A 19,688-nucleotide genomic window follows, 5' to 3' on the forward strand; every position below is an offset into this window, starting at 1 on the left:
CAGACTATTTAGAGAGGGTGTTAGTGGCCGGTATGGGCGAAGTGCTCGAAAAATGAGCATTCATGCTCTTGCCCTGATAATGCGCTGTAATTTGATTCTTTCTTGTTTGCTGCTCCTGTTGTCTGGCTGCGGTGGTGGCTCAGCGGACAGCACGTCTGAGCCTACACCTCCAACGGTGAATCAGAGTCCGCTGATTTCTGCCATCAATCTTTCGGTTATTGAAGGTGAGCAAGTGACCCTCGCCCCCAATGTCAGTGACCAGGACGGACACATCGTCTCTTATGCCTGGACCCAGGTAGCAGGCCCACAAGTCGAGGCTGATGCCAATGATAAGGCCACGTTGCGCTTTACCGCTCCTGCGATTGATACCCCGGTGGAAATCTTATTTGAACTGGCCGTGACAGATAATCAGGGCGCCACCAGCAAAGGAACCATGACCATCAAACTCAACCTTAACCCTGCCCCTTCGGTAGATGTTGCAAATACCGACATCTATGAAGAAACGTCATTGACTGTCAGTGCTCTTGCCAGTGATGCGAATGGCAGTGTGGTCAGCTATGTTTGGGAACAACTTGACGGCCCTTCGGTCAGCAATTTATTGGCTGAAAACAGCCAACTGAGTTTTATCACCCCGAGCGTCAATGAAGACAGCCTGCTGACCTTTAAGGTCACTGTGACAGACAATCAGGGCAAAACTGCCAGTGATGAATTTACCGTCCTGGTGAAGAGCGTCGATAATCTGGTAAGCATTCACGGCAAAATGTCAGAAGAAATCTTTGCTTTGGCCGCCATGACACTGACGGTAGGCGAGCAAAGCTACTATAGTGATGCCTCTGCCGATGGTAGTTACCAGTTCATCCTGACTCAAACCGACAGCAATAAGCATGAGTTGGTCACGTTGCACGCCAAAGCACAGTCCCCCTACCAAAAGTTTGATCAGGCTGCCGTGCTGGGATTGGTGTCAGATCTTCATGTTCAGGCCACCAGGCAACCGGGTGCCCCGAGCAGTTATACGGCCAGCCTCAACGCTGTCAGCACGGCAATTTACCAGCTCTATAACCAGGCAAGAGGGTTATTGCCTGCAGGTGCGCAGCCAACCGAGATTGCAGCATTAATACCAGCAGCAGACATTTTACCCAGTGCATTGTTTATGCAGTTACTTTTAGGGGATGTCACGCAGGAATATTTTGAAATGCTGTCTCCACACAGTGAAGATTTGTCAGTAATGGCGGGCAACAGAGCCATCACGGCCACCTTTTTGGCCCACACACTGGAGTATGATTCATCATTATACATCCAGGCGCTGTCCGATCTTTTTGCTGCTCCGCAGGTTAAACAGATCTTGCCTGAAGCAGACATTAACTCAGTGTATTATTTGTTTGATACCCCAGAGTCGCTTGCAGGATCTGGTGGCCGCCTGAGCTTTAACCAAGACGGTAGCGGCACATTCCTATTCAATAAAGGCGAAGTCAGCTTCCACTGGGAGAAAAATGCACAAAGCCTGCTAACCTCTGTTCTACCAGAACAGATGCTGAGTAGCGAAAGATACTGCAAATCCTATCAGGATAGGACTCTGCAGCTTTGTGGTGTCCAGGTCGAACATCTCAGTCTGATTCAGCTAGCCTTACCTGGTGGCCAGCCCGTTTTGCTGGTACATGTAGCAACGAGAGAAACGTTTCAGCAATCGCCTGATCTCCCTCCCACACAGCAGTTACGCCCGCTCTCTTTCAGTGCCAACACCAGGGCGCACAAGGACCTTACCCCGCCATCAGAGGCGCTGAAGTTGGATGTTGAGTACAGTCTGCCGATCCAATGGATGTTTTATGAAACGACGCAAGGGAATGACTCGTACGCCGCCGTGATACAGAGTCTGCATATTCGTCTTAACGGCGACTGGCAATCTGGTGGAACAATAATGGTGTCCTACCCGCTGCCAGATAGTCAGGGTGTAAGTCATACACAAGAGGCTAGCGGACGCTGGCTGATACAGGCTGATGGCACGCTGGAATTAGCATTCGAGACTGACTCTTTTTTTAAAGCACTGAATATCGCCTTACTTACCGACCCACATGGCAAACTGCAGGCCAACGTTATAATTCCAGGTACCTATAACATCGTAGCGTCCGGTCGAATGGTTGAACGAATATTTGACAAGTCGGCACTGGATCTTGAACGCTTCGCCGGTATTTACCAGTGGCCGACCACCGATGATCGGCCATTGGATCATTTCTGGTTTGAACTAGCGGCCGACGGCAGTGCCACCACCTACCAGACTTTTGACTTTGATGAAAATGGTGTATTGGAAGATGGCGAGACAACCGAAATGCCGGGGGCGTGGTTGATTGATGAGTCAGGAAATATTGTGGTTCGCCGTTATCGCTACAATCGCCAGCAAACCAGAAATAACCGCTACTGCCAACCTGCCAGTTTTGCCCCTTCGGTCCATGACACATGTATCCTGTATCATGAGCGGGTATTGGATATTCTCAGCGAAGAAAGTGACGCCCTGGGTCAACCACAGCTGTATATCTCACATCAGCACAAGTTTTTTAATAATCACAACCTGACCGGAGGGGATGCTGAGGTCAATGAAGACAAGATATTCGACTTCACCTTCTATTCCAAAGGGTTGCTCAAAGTAAAGCAACCGCCTCTGTCGTTGACAGGCCATCCATAAGTCAGCCTGCTGTTGCTGTCCAAAGTAAAAGCAAAGCCCGGACATAGGTCCGGGCTTTGTCTTTGCGCTATTGATCTGTAGGCATTGCACCTGTATCAATCGGCACCGTCGGTGTGGCAAGCCAACCGACTGTGAGTAAGATTAGTCTTACTCATATTGCGATGGATACAGACTCTCCCACCACTGTGGCTGGCCTTTCAGGTGCTTGTCAAAATACGCCAGCATAGTTGCCCACCAGTGGAAGGTCTTCTCGCGGGTCAGGATATGATGGTTGTCACCTTTGTATTCCACCAGATCCACTTCTTTACCCAACAGCTTCAGCGCCGTGTACATATTCTGGCTTTCCCCTGGTGGCACATTGGTATCCGCATCCCCATGGATCAGCAGTATAGGGTTAGTCACCTTATCTGCATGGAATACCGGGCTGTGCTGACTATACAACCCGGCATTGTTCCAGGGGAAGCTACCACGGGAGGCAACGCCTGAGTACATGGCGCCCCACCAACCCTGGCCCCAGTAACTGGTCAGGTTGGAAATTCCGGCATGGGAAATAGACGCGGCAAAAATATCGGTTTGGGTCGCCAGATACATGGTCATAAAACCACCGTAAGAGGCACCCAGGTGGCCGACTTTGTCAGCATCCACATAAGGGTGTGCAGCCAAAAAGGCCTTGGTGCCGTCAATAATATCCTTGGCGGTATAATCTCCCCAGGCATTCACATGCCGGGCCGAAAAATCCTGTCCAAAACCATAAGTGCCGGTGGGCTGCAGCACATACACAACGTAACCATTAGCTGCCCAAAGGTTAAAAGGATAACGGCCGGTAAAGGCGCGACTAACCGGCGCTGTGCCACCATAGTAATACACCAGTGCCGGATACTTTTTGTCTTTATTCAGGTCATTAGGCAGGTAAACCCGCCCTTCAATGGTCACCCCATCAGCGTTGACAAAGTTAAACTCTTCCAGGCTTGGAATTAAGGTATCAGCATATTCACCAGCTGAATCCCAAATTTTATCGGCTTTGCGCCCGAGCTTTTGGCTATACAAGGCCTGCGGGCTGGAAGCACCAGTGCCGGCATACAGAATTTGCGCCTTGCTGTCGCTGGTGGCCGCCCAGTGTTTTACCACATCCAATTGGCTGCTGAGCTCCTGATACTGGCCTTTGCTGGCGTCATACCAATACAGCGGAGTTCTGTCTGCTTTGGACACGGACAATAGCAGGTCGTCATTGTCCAGCACCTGAATACTGCTGATGGCCGGATCAAAGTCTTTGGATAAGGCTTTCACCTGCTGCCCCTGCAAATCCATAAAATACAACTGGCCGTCGTAGTCATTGGGGGTTAAACCGGCGCTGACGTTCACGCCAGTACCACCGGCAAAGCTGGGGCCACCGATTACGTAGATACCGTCTTTACCATAGCTTGCCGAATTAAAGGCCAGGTACTCACCGATTTGGCGCTCGGTGCCGCTGGCCAGATCCAATTCAAACAGAGCAGTTTTGCCATGGGGCGGCTCGGAGTAATCCAGCACAGCACGAGACAGCAGCAACGTGCCACGCTTCTCGTCGCTATCGAGCAAATAGCTGCTGGCACTGGCCTTAGTGAGCTGACGTATCAGCCCGCTGGGTAAATCCAGCAAATACAGCTGGCTGTTGTCACGCCAGCCGCTCCAGCGATCTTCCAGCGCCTGATAATGTTTGACCAGCTTGCCGTCATCTTTGCCTGGTTTATTCCAGGAAAACAGCACTTTATCCTTACCCATAAAAGTAAAGCCGCTGGCGTCTTTTAGCTCTGCAGTTAAGGTACTGACCTTCAGGCTTTTCAGGTCAAGCAACTGTAATTTATCGTCTTTGCTGTACAGCAAATGCTGGCTGTCCGGGCTGAATACTGCACCGGATGGACTGCTGTCCCAGCTCTGCATTACCTGCATGTTTTTCAGGTTGAGCAACTCGGTACGAGTCTCGGGGCTATCGCCTTTATCGCCGTTAAAACTCTTATAGCTGATTAGGGCATACTGGCCGTTATCAGCGATGGTCAGTCCCGACACCACTTCTGTATCAAACAGCTGGCTGGCAGATAAACGCTGTTTCCCCTTATCTGTCAGAATGAGCTGGTCTTCATCCGTTTTACCAATAAACTCAAACTTGGGGCTTTGCTCAGCCTTGTTGTCCTGTGCAATCACAAATAACTGATGTTCCCCCGTGGTCAAAGCCAATTTAAAGCCCTTATCTCCCTTGCTGAGCTTGTGACCATTTACATACAGATGTAACTTCTCGAAGCCTTCCACCAGTAATTCGCCCTGGGTGTAGCGATCAACGCTTAAGGTAGTGCGAAACAGTCCCAGACTGTCTGCCGCCATCCTGAATTCACTTAAGCGTTGCCAGGAATAGGACTTATCCAGCAAGGTGATCTTGCTGCTTTGAGTCTGACTTACTTGGGATTGCAGATTATGTAAGATGGCTTCCTGATGGGGGCCGTCATGTAATTGGCCCAGTTTCACAGGACCAAGCGCCTGAATTGCCTCACTATTTAAAGGCCCGGCAAGTAGTGGAGTGGATAGCGCAGCCAATAGCGCCAGCATTGTTGTTTTCATTGTTTTCCTTGACTGTAGGCATATGCGGCAAAAAGCATATCAAAGGCAGGGATACAGGGCTAACCCCCTGCGCCAGGCAGACTGTTACAAGCAATGAACAACCAACACTAAAGCATTAATAATACTCACCACGAACCAAGAAACGAAGAGTTTCACCACAGAGGCACGAAGAGCACGGAGAAATGCCCCTGGAGTAATCACCTCCTAGACAACTCTGTGTTCTCTGTGCCTCTGTGGTTATTTATGCTTTTGTTAAAAAGGTAGCAAGTTGTGGTTTATTTACGCCGTCTTAGCAGGTAATACCAAAGGCCGCTGATAAACAGAATAAGCGGCAGCACACCACCGAACAGCAGCAACAATTTATAACCCTGCCCACCCACTGCCGCCATATGCAATGGATACATTAAATTGTACAAGCGCTGTCCACGGCCCAATTCATCGGCATTCTGACTATCCAGTATCTGATAGCTCACGGCATCGATCAGCAATGTGGAACGGCCATTGGGATGCCACTCATTGGGGCTTTTGGCGCGCAGACGATAAGCCTGTTCGGCATCCCCCCGAAAACTCAATAAGCGCAATTCCATTTGCGGCCAATAAGAGCGGGCCCGCACCAACACTTCGGTCCAGTCAGATTGAGATAAAGGCTGAACCATTGGCTGCGCATCGCTTTTTACCACAACCGGGTCGTTGAACAGCCAGTTTAACGCTGGTCGAACCTGAGCGGAGAAAATCACTGCCAGCGCCGTCAACAATATCAGCAATTGTAAAGGTGAAAACAAACTGGCCAGACTGGTATGCCATTGCCGTAAAGTACGTAAGTCAGGTTTACGCCAAGGTAAACGCCATAGCTGGCGGCGAACCTGTCTGGGCCACCATTGCATCAACCCGGTAATCAGCATCACCAGGATTGCCAAGCCAAGATAGCCCATCACCTGACGGCCATCCTTGCCAGCCAGCAGATGCAGATGAAAATCGTACAGCCAGCTTAGTACATCACTGTGCGCCGCACGTACCAGACGCAATTGGCCCTGATGATCGTAATAATAGTGGCTGTCTGTGTGGGTTACTGCCTCCAGCCACAAAGCATCTTCAGCAGGTAATTTGGCGTAGCGATACGCCGGGTCCTGCTGCAGTTGATCCATCAGTGCCCCCCAGGCGCTGATATCCGCGACCGGCTCAATACCCTGCAATTGGGGATACTGCCACCTGAGCAGCGGGTTCTTGTATAACAAGACAGCGCCGCTCAGGCCAATCAGTACCAACCAGATGCCCAGAACCAGTCCTAACCATCGATGCCAGAGCTTGGCTGTCATTAGTCAACGAGCCTTGTTAAGTGGGCATCCAAGATGCCCATGTGATATGGTCGATGCACTTAAAACGCCTGTTGCCAGCTCAGACTTAAGGTTCTGCCCATTCCGGCAAAATGACTGGCGGCGGCAGGGTTAGTTTGAGAGTGATAGGTGATGTACTGCTTATCGCCCAGATTGTCGAGGCCCAGGGTAAAGACTCCGAATTGGCTATGTTCATAGCGTACTGATGCATCCATCGTTAAATAGCCATCGAAATCACTGCTGGCATTAAAGTCCATATCAAACAATTGGTTAGCCTGTATTCTGGTGCTCAGGCCGTTGCCCCAGTTGTGTTGCCAGTAAAGGTTCAGGCGTTCGGGGGCCACATTCACGCCGCCCAGATCCGACTCCACCTTGCCATCACCATCGCCATCATACTGCCCCTGAGTGCGGGCATAGCTGGCGCCAATCAGACTGTTGTTGCTGATATATGCCTGAGCCTGCAGTTCAAAACCGGAAATTTCGGTTCTTTCGCGCTGCACCGAGAAAATGCCGTCCGCATCCGGTTGCAAGCGTGAACCCAAATCGGAGTCTGACTGGAAGTAGCTGCTTTGCAGACTCAACCAGCGGTTATTGTATTCCAGACCAATTTCGCGATTATCTGACACCACTGGCTGCAGGCTCAGGAACGAGCTAACCGACAGTCCCGGTTGATTAATGCCGCGCAGTACCCTACCGACATCCGGCATACTGAAACCTTCACTGTAGCTGGCAAACAATCTCCATTCAGGGCTGAGCTGATATACAACCCCCAGGTTATGCAGCAGTTCGTTAAAGCTCGGTTCACCACCTTGAACAAAAGTACTGTTATAACTGGCCAGGGTAGTGAAATCATCCACCTTCAGCTTGCCGTATTCATACCGGCCGCCCAGGCTGAACACCCAGTCCTGAATCCCATCGTAGCGAAGCTGTATAAAGGGGGCCAGATTATTAAATTCAGCCTGTGGTACCCACTTACGCCCAGTCAGGGCCAGCTCCTGAAAGGTTTCGTCAGATAACCAGTCAAAACCGGTGACTAGGTCCAGATCGGTGCCCGCCAGGTTTTGCTTAAACCAGGTCAGGCGGCTGCCCAGTTTTTTTGATTTATTCTGGGACTGGTCGTACAGATTGTCACCATAGGCAGGGTCCTGGAAGGCGGCGAAACGACCACCGCCGTACAAAGCCGCAAAGTCCTGTACAAACACCTGCCAGGTTAACTGCCCGCCCCATAACGCCTGATGCTGATAATCCACTGACGCAGTGGTCACCTTGTTTTGCGGTGCTTCACCCTCTGCATTGCCCTTCATGGCGGTGCTCGGCAGACCAGTGGCAGGATCACCTGGCACCGATAAATAGTCACCATTGCCCTGAATATCGAAATGGTTAACCATCAGTTGCAAACTCTGTTCAGCGCTGATCTGCTGCTTTAGTTTGAGGAACAGATCCTGGCTTTTCGAGTCCTGGGTATCACCCTGAGTTCCGTCAACACCGATTAAATTGCCATTGCCATCGCGATACATGCCGGTGCTGGTCAGTGACAGCCCCGTCACCAACTCCGTATTTTCATTGGCATGGTTAAACAGATAACTGGCCTTATAGCTCTGACTATCACTCCCTGTAGGGGTGGAAAACCCGGCTGATAATTGATGGGATTTATCAGCCGCTGACTTGGTAATAATGTTGATAATGCCACCACTGGCCCCCATGCCCTGAATGGCATTGGCACCGCGGATCACCTCAATACGTTCAATCATGGCCGGGTCAATGGTTTTACCGTCACGTGAGCCGTTTCTTAGCGGATTGGACTGTGGCACTCCGTCAATCATATATAAAGGCTCGCGGCCACGCAGGGTTTCACCGGCGGCGGTCAGCTTCTGGCGACTGGGGGAAAAGCCCGGTAGCAGGTTACCCAGCAGTTGCGAAATATCCTGAGTGTGGGCGAGTTGGGCCTGAATGTCTTCCTGACTGATAATGCTGATAGCGGCGGGGACCGTGCTAACCGGATAAGCGCCACGGGTCGCGGTGACTGAAACCCGCTCAATATCCGTAGCGGTTTGGGAAAAAGCACTGAATGATAAACCAAGCAGTGGCAGAAGATATTTGCCGGACATAAAAAGCAACCATCAATGAGAAAGGTTTGCATTTTAATCTTTTGTCCGGCGCGATCAAATCCTAATAGGGTAAAAGCTCAACGCCCTTGCTTATTCAAACACCACCCGCATGACGCCACCGCGGAAAAGACCCAGGTAGAGCACTTCCTTACCCTGTTCATTGCGGCTGTCCATGCTGTATACACCGCCAAACAGATTGCTGTCGGGGTGCTGGTAATTCTGCCAGGTATCCCCGCCATCACGGCTGATTTCCAGAATCAGACTTTGCGGATTGTCATAGTCTTTTTTCCAGCCGGCGGTGTACATCACATCCGGATCACGGCTATCCAGCAGTAAACCGAAATAAAAGCGGTAGTTTTCGTTGGTCCGCAGTGCCTGCCAGCTCTGCCCGTAATCCTGGCTCAGAATAATCCCGCCCTCTCCGGAAACATAAAGTTGCTCGGGATTGGCAGGATGAAACACGATGGACTTGACCGTACTGGGCATGGGTAGCAGGTCGACAATATCGGGGTAACTTTCTTCTGCCAGAGTCTCAGTATCCAGCTTACGCAGCACAATGTTTTCTATGGCCCCCTGCCCGCCATACCAGACGTCGGGTTTGGTGGGATGAGCCGCCAATGCCGACATACCCCTGGCAAAGCCGTTCCAGCCCCCCGCTAATATTCGCCAGTGACGGCCACGATCTTCAGACACTGCCAGCACATCATAACCGACACCGTACAAATTGCCCTGATGCAGCACCAGCCGACGCGCCGGTTCACCTTCCATACCGCCAAAGTCATGCTCGATTATTTGCCAGTTAAGACCGTCGTCCTTAGTTTCTGCCAGCAGGCTCTTATCTTTTTGGCTGGCGCTGACCAGCAAGTGGCGTTCACCAAAACGGACCATATCCAGCACATGCCAGTCGGCCTGGCTACGCAGTTGCCACTGGCCATCTATCTGCGCGTATAGTCCCGCATCTGTAGCCGCATAGATAACGGACTCCGTTACCAGCAAGCGGTTGACCGTTCGACTTTCCAGTCCACTTTGGGCAAATTTTGGTTGCGGCACAGCAGGCTGAGGATTCGGCGTCGGTCCTCCTAGAGAACCACCGCCCGAACCGCAGGCGAGCAATTGCAACGACAGAAAAACAGAAAAAACAGTTTTGACAAAATATGACAAATTCATAGAACCTCCCTTTACCGACATAAACCCAGCTTAAGTGCTACAGCTGCGCTTATCCCTGCCCATTTGTGAATATTTGTTAAAATTTTATGCAGCCAAGTCTGGTCTGCCATCGGCAATATGGCAAACCCGTCACCTTGAATTCCGGTAAATGGGCAGTAGTGCAACCAACAAAAGTCTGAACCATCTAGCACAACTTAACCGCAGTTAAGCTAACAGGACTTCAGTTAAGCTTTTTCCCTTCTTCACATTACCTTGTCTCAGTACAACACTAAGGTCCTTAAACATAATGTCTGAGCCGACTAATAAGGGCTTGTGCCCCTCTGAATACAGGCTCTTTGTGTTTAAGTTTCGGGTTCGTTATTGGACCCTCCGGCTGGCCAGAATTCAGGGACGTAAGGAATCCAGCAGTATCGCTACGCCCACTGGTCGCAATTTGCAAACCCAATCAGGAAGAGGACTTGCCATGCGATCCCATATTTTAAACAGGGCCGATCCCGACCCTGGCAATAACAATCCCCCCATATCTAAGCCCATAGCCATAGTGCTAAGGCACTGGTTAAGTGCTTTGCTGTTAACACTACTCTCGGTTTTTCATGTAAATGCTAATGCCGCCAGTCTGGTTAATGGTGGTTCGGTTAGCGGTGCCATCGAGTTTGCCGGTGATGAGGACAGTTGGACGTTCCAGGCTAATGCAGGGGAACGCCTTAATATTACTTTCGCAGACATAAACAATACCGGGCTCTACCCCTATATGACTTTGTATGCGCCGGATGGCACCTTTGTCGCCAATGCCGGTAATTACGATACAGCCCAGTTTTACAATCTGGAAGCCAGCCAAACTGGCGTTTATACCTTGCTCGTCAAAGACGGTACGTCTAATTCGCAAGTGGTAGCAAATTATCGGATCCATTTTGCTAAGAGTCTGGGCGCCAATGAACATGGCCAGTTACTCAACGGCAGCTATGTGGAAGAGCACATCACCTGGGGAGATCTGGATTCCTGGACCTTCGACGCCAGTGCCGGGGAGCGCATCAATATCACCCTGGCCGACTATGAAAATACCGGACTCTATCCCTATATGACCTTGTATGCCCCGGATGGCACCTTTGTCGCCAATGCCGGTAGCTACTACACCGCCCAGTTCTATAACCTTGCAGCTACTCAATCCGGTACCTATACCCTGCTGGTCGAAGACGGAGGGGGTCGCTCCAATGCCACGGGCAATTATCAACTTCACTTTGTTAAAAGTCTCGCCGCCAATGAACATGGCCTGCTACTCAACGGCAGCTATGTGGAAGAGCACATCACCTGGGGAGATCTGGATTCCTGGACCTTCGACGCCAGTGCCGGGGAGCGCATCAATATCACCCTGGCCGACTATGAAAATACCGGACTCTACCCCTATATGACCTTATATGCCCCGGACGGCACCTTTGTTGCCAATGCCGGCAGCTACTACACCGCCCAGTTCTATAATCTTGAAGCCAAGCAATCCGGCACTTATACCCTGGTAGTGGAAGACGGCACTGGTAATTCCAATGCCACAGGCAACTATCAGATCCACTTCGTTAAGAGTCTCGGCGCTGATGAGCACGGTCAACTGCTCAACGGCGGCTATGTGGAAGAGCAAATCACCTGGGGGGACCTCGATTCCTGGACCTTCGACGCCAGTGCCGGCGAGCGCATCAATATCACCCTGGCCGACTATGAAAATACCGGACTCTATCCCTATATGACCTTGTATGCCCCGGACGGCACCTTTGTTGCCAATGCCGGCAGCTACTACACCGCCCAATTCTATAATCTTGAAGCCAAGCAATCCGGCACTTATACCCTGGTTGTGGAAGACGGCACCGGTAATTCCAATGCCACAGGCAACTATCAGATCCATCTGGTCACCTCATTAACGCAAAGCGAATTTGGCTTTCTGGATCTATCAGGTAGTTATGCGCAAGACACCACCTGGGGAGATCTGGACAGCTACAGGTTTGCCGCCAATCAAGGCGACGAAATCTATCTGACCGTCACCGACATCAATGCTACCGGGCTGTATCCCTATATCACCCTTTATTACCCGGATGGTCGCTTTTTTACTCACTCTGGAGGCTATGATGTCGCAGGCTGGACCGCCCTGACCATTCCGGAGTCCGGCAACTATCTGTTTATTGTTGAAGATGGCACTGGCAATTCAAACCAAATTGCACCCTATGTGATTAACTATAACTTCCCTCAGGTCGCGCCTGATCCCGAAAAACCTATTGCTATCGCCTCAGCTCCCACGCGAGTGCATAAAATTCAGACGATCAATTTGGATGGCAGTGGCTCATTTGATCCTGATGAGAGCCCCGAACCACTGCATTATCAATGGCAATTACTTTCTGCACCAACTGGCAGTAATGTTAGCCAGGTCAATGTTGACAGCAATAACCCGGCCTTGGCTGATGTTGTATCCGATATCAGTGGTGAATATCGCTTCCGTTTGACGGTGGATGACGGCCTGCTAAGCGACAGTGCAGACGCGCTGGTGTTGGTGGTCAACCGCGCTCCGGTGGCTGACGCAGGTGAGAACCGTCAAGTAGGCGAAAATACTCATGTCGCACTGGATGGTTCAGCCTCAAGCGATGCCGATGGCGACCTGTTGAGTTATCAATGGCGCATTATCAGCCTGCCGGAAAATAGTCAGGCCATGCTCAGCGACGCGCAAAGTGTCACCCCCAATCTTACTGCCGATATCCCCGGCATCTATATCCTGGGATTGATTGTCAACGATGGTGAAGACAGCAGCCTGGAAGATCAACTGAGTATAGAAGTATTGGCTGACAATATTGCGCCGGTGGCCAGAGCCAGCTACAGCGGCGAATTATTGGTGGCAACCGCCGTTACGCTGGATGGCAGTGCATCCAGTGATGCTGATAATGGCCCGGCCGCACTCAGCTTTCAGTGGCAGTTTATTGCCCTGCCGGCTGGCAGTGGATTGGAGCAGGGTGATATTCAATCAGCTCAAAGCCCCTTGGCCAGCTTCAGCCCGGATTTGGCAGGCAACTATCAGGTGCAACTTAGCGTATTTGACGGTGAGCTAACAGACACAGCCCTGCTGACCATTACAGTGGCCGACGTACCTGTTTGCCAGCTAAATGCCAATGCCGGACAGGATCAGGCAGTAGAATTAGGCAATCAGGTACAACTGGATGGCTCTGCATCGCTGATCAGTAGCGCTTGCATCAATACCGAAATTGCCTGGCAGTTTGTATCCGTACCGCAGGGCAGCCAACTAAGCAACAACGACATTATTATCGGCGGGCAATCTCAGGCCAGCTTTATGCCGGATAATGCCGGGGTATATGTGGTGTCGCTAAGCTTAACCGATGGCGCTGTTTCTGCTACCGATACCCTGATGGTCACTGTGACCGCCAATGCCATTCCGGTGGCAGATGCAGGTAGCGACCAGCAAATTGAGCTGGGCCAGACGGTGATGCTGGATGGCAGCCTGAGTTATGACCCGGACAACAGCCCCGCTGCGTTGAGTTTCCAATGGACAGTGCTGTCTGCACCAACGGACAGCAGTGCAACCATTGACTCCCCTAACACAGCGACCAGTGAGTTCAGTGCGGATTTAGCCGGTATCTATCGCTTGCAACTGAGCGTTTCTGACGGTCAGGACAGTGCCACTGACGCCCTCACCATTGAGGTGCAGGAGCCCATACAACAACCGCTGCTGTGTGACATCGATGGTGACCTGTTTATCGATAGCCGCGATATCCGCGCCATTATGGCCAGACGCAACACGCCGGCCAGTGGCGAAGACGACCGCGCCGACTGGAATGCGGATGGCCAGATTAACATTCTGGATGCCAGGGGCTGTGTATTGCAGTGTTCACTGCCCAGCTGCGCCTCAGCCAGCAATAACTAAGCGTTTTTGCCCCGGCAGCTGTGCCGGGGTCTTTAAGGAGAATTAAGATGAAAAAACTTACTGCACTAGTCAGTACGACTTTACTTGCTTTTTATTTAAGCCTTTCCGCTCAGGCCGCGCCTATATTAGCCTTTAGCAACGATGGTTCAGCAGTCAGTCAAACCATTACACAGGGCGATAATGTCAGCCTGGAGTTATGGGTGTCGGGGCTTGAAAACGTGAATTTAGGCGGCTTTGATATTGAGCTTTTCTTTGATCCAAGCGTCAGCCTGTTTCAATCTGCCTTGTTTAGCGCCGAATGGCTGGATTTCAGTGATCTGATTGTTGCAGGGAATCGCCTTAGCCTGGCCAGTGTTTCCAGTTTATTTGACCTAAGCACACAGCCAGACAGCCTGCTCCTGGCCACCTTGCAATTTAGCGCCGGTGCGGTCGGCACCAGCCTGGTTAATTTCGGCAATATCTTGTTGTCTGATGAGCTGGCCCAGCCTTTTAGTACGGATTGGGCGGCCGCCACCATCGAAGTACAGGCAAATAGCACAGGCATCCCTGAACCACAGACCTGGCTGTTGATGTTGTTAGCAATTGCTCTTATAAGGCTGCAGCGCAGCCGAACCTATCGATAGACCAGAGATAATTGCAGCCTCGGTAAAAAGGGGCTGCCAAATAGTGCAGCTCAGAGGGAAATTTGAGTATGGCAATTTGCAGTCGCTGCTTAGGCAGCGGTCGGTTAGCAGACGTGGAATCCTGTCCGCAATGCTCAGGTACCGGACAGACTGAGTTAAGTGCTGTTGGTATAGAGCAGCAACACAGCAAGGCAAAGAAAAATAAATACAAAGCGATAGTTGAAGGAATTTGGGAAATTTCCCTGATGCTGGGGATACTTATCTTTTTTATCCAATATCAGCAGAGTAAAACCTTCGTTGATGCCATGCGCTCGGCCGCAGCCATGTTTTTCCTGTTTGGCATGGTGCTCACCCTGGGTTATCTGCTGATAAACTTCGCCGTCAGCATCTATCAGAAACTTTCAGGTACTGACAAGGGCTAGCCTTGTTGAGCCGCAGTTATATCTTTTAAATTTTGGTAAATGGGGCAAATGGTTATGGCTTGCTGCCACAACTGCTCCGACGGCTCAAATTGGTTCAGTTCCTGCAACAAACTGGCCAACGCAACAATGGCCCCAGGTTCTAGCTTTTGTGTTGCCAGATCCAGCAAACGTGTTCGTTGTGCATCAGAAACATCAACCGGCAGGCCCTGTAAACGGTTAATTTTTTGCTGGTAAAGGATTTCGCCGATTTCAGCCCATACCGTCAGATTATTGCGTAGCCGGTCCCTTTTAATAATCCGTAACGCATTCTCGTAAGCGTCAATAGCCTCAGTGTTACTGCCTAAAGCAGCGTAGGATGCAGCAATGCTGGCCCACACCTGGTGATAACCTATCTGGTCAGGATCCCCCATTTTTTGCAGTGCAGAAAGACGTAATGCCAATGACTGCTGATAGTCCTGACGAAAAAATGCAATCATACCTAGCTGCTCTTCTGCCAGGTGCGAATCTGGATGCAACACCAACAGCTTTTCAAAAGCCGTCTTAGCCTGTTGCAGATGATTAAGACAATAGGCCACAGCACCCAGTCCATTATAGGCAATGGCCTGCCCACCTAAATCTGCAGCATATTGGAACAACTCCAAACTCTGTTCCATCTGACCTTGATAAAAATAGTGCGCGCCAAGTTGATAATGGTTATACCAATAGTCTGGCTCAATCTCCCGAACCTTATTCAACACTTGTTCTGCACGCTTTGCCACGCCAACCATATCGGAGCTGGTGTCATTGAATGCCAACAGATAGCTGGCCCCCAACCCCTGTAATGCATCCAGATTATCCGGCCAGACATCGAGCACTTTGTTGAACTCTTCAACCCCTTTGGCAGCACCATACAAACGACGCTGCAACAGTGCCGCACTGCTCATAACATAGCTGTTTCCGGCATCCAATTGCAGCGCCTTTTGGCAATGTGCGGCGGCATGCTCCAAACGTTGTTTTTCATGACCTTCGAGGCTATACCACATATAGGTTTCACATAAGGCCGCTTCAGCCACAGCAAACTGCGGATACAGCTGCAAAGCGGAAAAAAGCAGGTTAATAATTTTCTCTGAGCCAGACCAATTCTCAATTTTATTTTCATCCATTAATTGCCTGGCCTGTAGATAATGGTCCCAGGCACGAATCTGGCTATCCGATGGCATCAAGGCAGTTGAACCGACAAAAATATACTCACTGATCTTCTGCTCCAGTTCGGTTGCCAGGCTGTCGGCCTGCTGATTAACGTCAGGGCGGCTAAGCACTTTGTATAAACTAATGCTGTCATTTCCCTGGTAATAGGTCATAACCCGCAACCGGATATAACGCCCGTACTGCTTGCCATCAACACTGATCACCGCATCCGACTGGTATTCCCTGGCCAAGTCCAGAGCCAGAGCAGATAAGTCGTCTGGTTTGGGTGCCAACACGGCAACGTTAAAATCGGCTTTCAATTGTTCTTCGAGTTCCGCAACCAGCCGGTCCAATTCAGGGTTTTCGAACCGAATCAGCACACTGGGTGTGACAAAGGAATGGGCGGTAAAGGTAGGCAATAGCTTTCTTGGATTGCCACCTTGCCATATCAGGTTAATTAACAACAGTACGATGACCAGCGTCAGCAACATGACCCATAACCAGAATCTGCGGCTGGTTTGTGCTGACCCAACCTGCATAGCAGCAGAACTCACCGGCAGTGTATTAGTAACATTATCTAAAACGGGTTGAGGCAAAGTGTCTGCCGACTGGTCGTCCTGGGTACTTAGATACAAGGTCCAGGCATTGGTATCCAGCGCCCTGGCCACCCGCTCAATGCTTACAGGGTCTACCGCTTCACCACGGAATACACGATTAACCAGAGTACGGGGCAATTTATCCAGGCCTTCAGCATCCTGAATACGTTTGGCCACTTCAATTTGCGATTTGATCCCGGCGGCCAACATGGCAGCCCGGAGTTTGGCTGGAGAGGCTTGTACTCCTCTTTCCCGCTTGCTGTTGCTACCTGCCCCTTGTTCGGACGCCACACCTGTTCCTTTTTCCAATAGCTGTCATTGACGTTGGCACCGGAACAACATGGGCCAAAAAAGGCCTATAGATTAACCTGATGGCGAGGGTAGTTTCAAAGGTTGCTTTATTACGGGCAGATGAATATATAACTTAGCAACCGCTGAATTCCTGCAAACGAGCTTTATAATTACGGCTGACTTTAACCTGCTCCCCGCTTTGCAATAAGGCAAAGTATTCGCCATTGGAATTAGGGGTCAGACGCTGCAGTTGTTCAAGATTGATAATGGCCGAACGGCTGACCCGGCAAAAACGCTGGGGATCCAGACTGCTTTCCAGCCCACCCAATGTATGCCTGGCAATAAACGATGCCTTGTCGGTATGTACGCAGATATAGTCTCCTGCCGCCTCGACCCAGTTGATTTCTGCCACCTTGACCCGTAACCATTCGTTGCCGTTTTTCAGCGAGATATAGGGGTTGAGGGTAGCCAGGCTGCGATCATCGTCCTGTTGTAGCTGCTGCAGCACACCATTAAAGGTTTTGCCGGTGCGCTGGCGCACTAACTGGTCAAATTCCTGCACCGCCTGCGCTGCTGATCTGAGTTGACGACGTCTGACATAAGCCGCGATGCATTCGCGTACACGCTCCAAACTGACAGGTTTGAGAATATAATCTTTCACGCCCTGCGTGTAGGCACCAGCGGCAAAGTCAGCATAGGCGGTGACATAGACCACTTCAGCACAGCAGCTTTGGCTGCGATTGATGGCATCCACCACCTCGACACCGCTTAAAAAGGGCATCTCAATATCCAGTAACAATAAATCCGGTTGATAGGTCTCTATAGCTTCCAGTACTTCCCTGCCGTTACGGCAACTGGCCAGTAGCTCAACATTGTCAATTTCTGCCAGGCATAAAGCCAGACCTTCGCGGGCTAGTAATTCATCGTCGGCTATGATGACAGAGATTCGGTCCATGGGTCTTCTTCAAACGGAATAGCGATAGTGACGCTCAGCCCGTGTGAATTAGCCACCGCCATGGTCAACGACTGCCGTTCTCCATACAGAACTTCCAGTCGTTCTATGATATTTTGCAGGCCCACACCACTGAGATTTACCTGATTAACATCGGTCAAAGGGCCGTTATCTGCAACTTGCAAATGTAACAGCTTGTTATCCCGCCAACCTTTGATAGTAATCTGGCCATCGTCTGACATTTTAGCAATGGCGTGTTTTATGCAATTTTCCACCAAAGGCTGTATTAATAAGCTAGGCACCAAAGCCATCTGCGCATCCTCGTCCACCAATACAGACACCTCCAGGCGGTCGGAGAAACGTACCTTTTCAATTTCCAGATACATCATCAGTGCCTTGATTTCTTCATGCAGACGAATCTTCTTATCCGGTTCACTGTCCAGTGAAAAACGCAAAAACGTGGCTAGATGACCAATCATTTTACCGCTGCGTGCTTTATCTCCTTTCATCACCAGCGTAGACAGTGCGTTTAAGGTGTTAAACAGAAAATGTGGGTTAATCTGGTAGCGCAACATACGGATCTGCGCCAAGTGATTAAGTCTGGCGGAACGTAACTGCAGTGCCTGAGCCTGTACCAAACGAAAATGATAGTTAATGCCGAAATACAGACTGCTCCAAACCATCATGATAAAAAACGAGTTACTAACGGTCATAAACAAGTGCTGCCACTCAAATTTGGGATCGGCGGCAAGATTAAAAATGTCATCCCCCATCGCCCAGTAAAGCAGCAAATTTTTCGGCACTATCCACAACACAGCCAGCAGGCAACTAACCAGCAGGATCATTACCGCCTGCCACAGGAAAGACAGCTCCCAGCAGCGCCGGTACAAATGGCGAACTGGCAAGGTTAAAACAAAGCCCATCAAAGTAATCGGCATCAGCACATAAAATATGCTGCATCCCAATGAATTATAATTGCCGAATAACAACAGATTGTCGGTCAGCATCAATAAGTAGTAGAACAACCAACCGGCAGTCTGCAGTAACCAAAACGACGGCTTTCGCGCTGAAACCGCCTGCGCAACTTCACTCATGTAGATTCAGTCCCAACTGCTGAAATAGGGATTTACGATAGCCCTGCCCGATCCTGAGTTCATCACCATTACTCATCTCCAGGCTGTTGTAACGCCCTGTCACACTGTTGATGGCCCGCAAGAATTTTAAATTCACCATGGCGGAGCGATGCACCCGAACGAACTGGCTGGGGTCCAGGCAGGCCTCCATACCCGCCATGGATTCTCGATACAAATAGGTTTTATCCTTACAGTGCAGCTCCATATAATTCCCGGCCCCCTTAACCCATAAAATATCGCTGGTGCGGATAAACTGGACATTGCCCAGTGAACGAATGGCCAGGGTATCCAGGGGCCTCCCCTTGCATTGTCCTTCCAGTTTTTCCAGGACGGCTTCGAAACGCTCAGGTTCAAATGGTTTGAGCAGATAGTCAAAAGCATTGAGCTCAAAGGCCCGCACCGCATACTGGGCATATGCCGTGGTAAAGACCCAGCGGGTATCCAGGTAACTTCGAAGCTCATCGGCAAGTTGAAAGCCGCTGCCACCAATAATATCAATGTCCATAAAGCATACGGCCGGCTTGAGCTGCAGCAACAAGGCTCTGGCCTCGTTGTACTCACGGGCCTCGGCAGCCACATGCCAGCCCGGACGCTGCTTAAGTAAATGGGCAACCCGCTCCCTGGCGAGCACCTCGTCATCCACAATCACACAATCAAACATACAACCTCCGGGACTTACCACTTAGCTGACACTATAGCGGTGTCATTAATCTGCA

General features: G+C 50.6%; 12 protein-coding genes. 4 read left to right on the forward strand and 8 right to left on the reverse strand.

The window, feature by feature from the left end; translation table 11 throughout:
* The first annotated feature begins 52 nt into the window (after window positions 1–52).
* A complete protein-coding gene (locus CSR04_RS10695) occupies window positions 53–2,677 on the forward strand; it encodes a PKD domain-containing protein (RefSeq protein ID WP_102796294.1) in 2,625 nt (874 codons plus the stop codon).
* A gap of 147 nt (window positions 2,678–2,824) precedes the next feature.
* On the opposite strand, the gene CSR04_RS10700 is transcribed toward CSR04_RS10695, so the two are convergent.
* From CSR04_RS10700 to CSR04_RS10715, 4 genes are all read right to left on the reverse strand, one after another.
* On the reverse strand, window positions 2,825–5,269 hold the full coding sequence (locus tag CSR04_RS10700) for a S9 family peptidase (RefSeq protein WP_102796295.1): 2,445 nt from the start codon (window positions 5,267–5,269) through the stop codon (window positions 2,825–2,827).
* Window positions 5,270–5,544: 275 nt separating this feature from the next.
* Window positions 5,545–6,585 (reverse strand): PepSY-associated TM helix domain-containing protein, encoded by a 1,041-nt coding sequence (locus tag CSR04_RS10705; RefSeq protein WP_102796296.1) that lies wholly within the window; start codon window positions 6,583–6,585, stop codon window positions 5,545–5,547.
* Between the two features lie 59 nt (window positions 6,586–6,644).
* Entirely contained in the window at window positions 6,645–8,711 is a 2,067-nt protein-coding gene (locus CSR04_RS10710; protein WP_102796297.1) for a TonB-dependent receptor, read from the reverse strand.
* A 90-nt stretch (window positions 8,712–8,801) separates the two neighbouring features.
* Window positions 8,802–9,878, reverse strand: coding sequence for a WD40/YVTN/BNR-like repeat-containing protein (locus CSR04_RS10715; RefSeq protein ID WP_102796298.1), 1,077 nt, complete (start codon window positions 9,876–9,878; stop codon window positions 8,802–8,804).
* Window positions 9,879–10,341: 463 nt separating this feature from the next.
* On the opposite strand from CSR04_RS10715, the gene CSR04_RS10720 reads away from it, so the two are divergent.
* The 3 genes from CSR04_RS10720 (at window position 10,342) to CSR04_RS10730 (ending at window position 14,833) form a co-directional block, all read left to right on the forward strand.
* On the forward strand, window positions 10,342–13,788 hold the full coding sequence (locus tag CSR04_RS10720) for a PKD domain-containing protein (protein WP_172449317.1): 3,447 nt from the start codon (window positions 10,342–10,344) through the stop codon (window positions 13,786–13,788).
* 47 nt (window positions 13,789–13,835) lie between these two features.
* Entirely contained in the window at window positions 13,836–14,411 is a 576-nt protein-coding gene (locus tag CSR04_RS10725; RefSeq protein ID WP_102796300.1) for a hypothetical protein, read from the forward strand.
* 68 nt (window positions 14,412–14,479) lie between these two features.
* Window positions 14,480–14,833, forward strand: a complete 354-nt coding sequence (locus CSR04_RS10730) for a hypothetical protein (RefSeq protein WP_102796301.1) — start codon at window positions 14,480–14,482, stop codon at window positions 14,831–14,833.
* Here CSR04_RS10730 and CSR04_RS10735 read toward each other — a convergent pair.
* The 4 genes from CSR04_RS10735 to CSR04_RS10750 form a co-directional block, all read right to left on the reverse strand.
* On the reverse strand, window positions 14,830–16,887 hold the full coding sequence (locus CSR04_RS10735) for a tetratricopeptide repeat protein (RefSeq protein WP_102796302.1): 2,058 nt from the start codon (window positions 16,885–16,887) through the stop codon (window positions 14,830–14,832). The two genes, CSR04_RS10730 and CSR04_RS10735, sit on opposite strands and share 4 nt — an antisense overlap.
* 133 nt (window positions 16,888–17,020) lie before the next feature.
* Window positions 17,021–17,842 carry a LytR/AlgR family response regulator transcription factor gene (locus tag CSR04_RS10740; RefSeq protein ID WP_102796303.1) on the reverse strand — a complete coding sequence of 274 codons (822 nt, stop codon included), beginning with the start codon at window positions 17,840–17,842 and terminating at the stop codon, window positions 17,021–17,023.
* Entirely contained in the window at window positions 17,818–18,933 is a 1,116-nt protein-coding gene (locus CSR04_RS10745; protein WP_102796304.1) for a sensor histidine kinase, read from the reverse strand. Before CSR04_RS10745 ends, CSR04_RS10740 begins: the two co-directional genes overlap by 25 nt.
* The gene (locus CSR04_RS10750; RefSeq protein ID WP_102796305.1) at window positions 18,926–19,633 is read right to left on the reverse strand and encodes a LytR/AlgR family response regulator transcription factor; all 708 of its coding nucleotides are present in this window, start codon (window positions 19,631–19,633) and stop codon (window positions 18,926–18,928) included. The genes CSR04_RS10745 and CSR04_RS10750 overlap by 8 nt, the downstream gene beginning before the upstream one ends.
* Window positions 19,634–19,688 lie beyond the last annotated feature (55 nt).

Source organism: Bowmanella denitrificans (assembly GCF_002887595.1).
Lineage (GTDB): Bacteria > Pseudomonadota > Gammaproteobacteria > Enterobacterales > Alteromonadaceae > Bowmanella > Bowmanella denitrificans.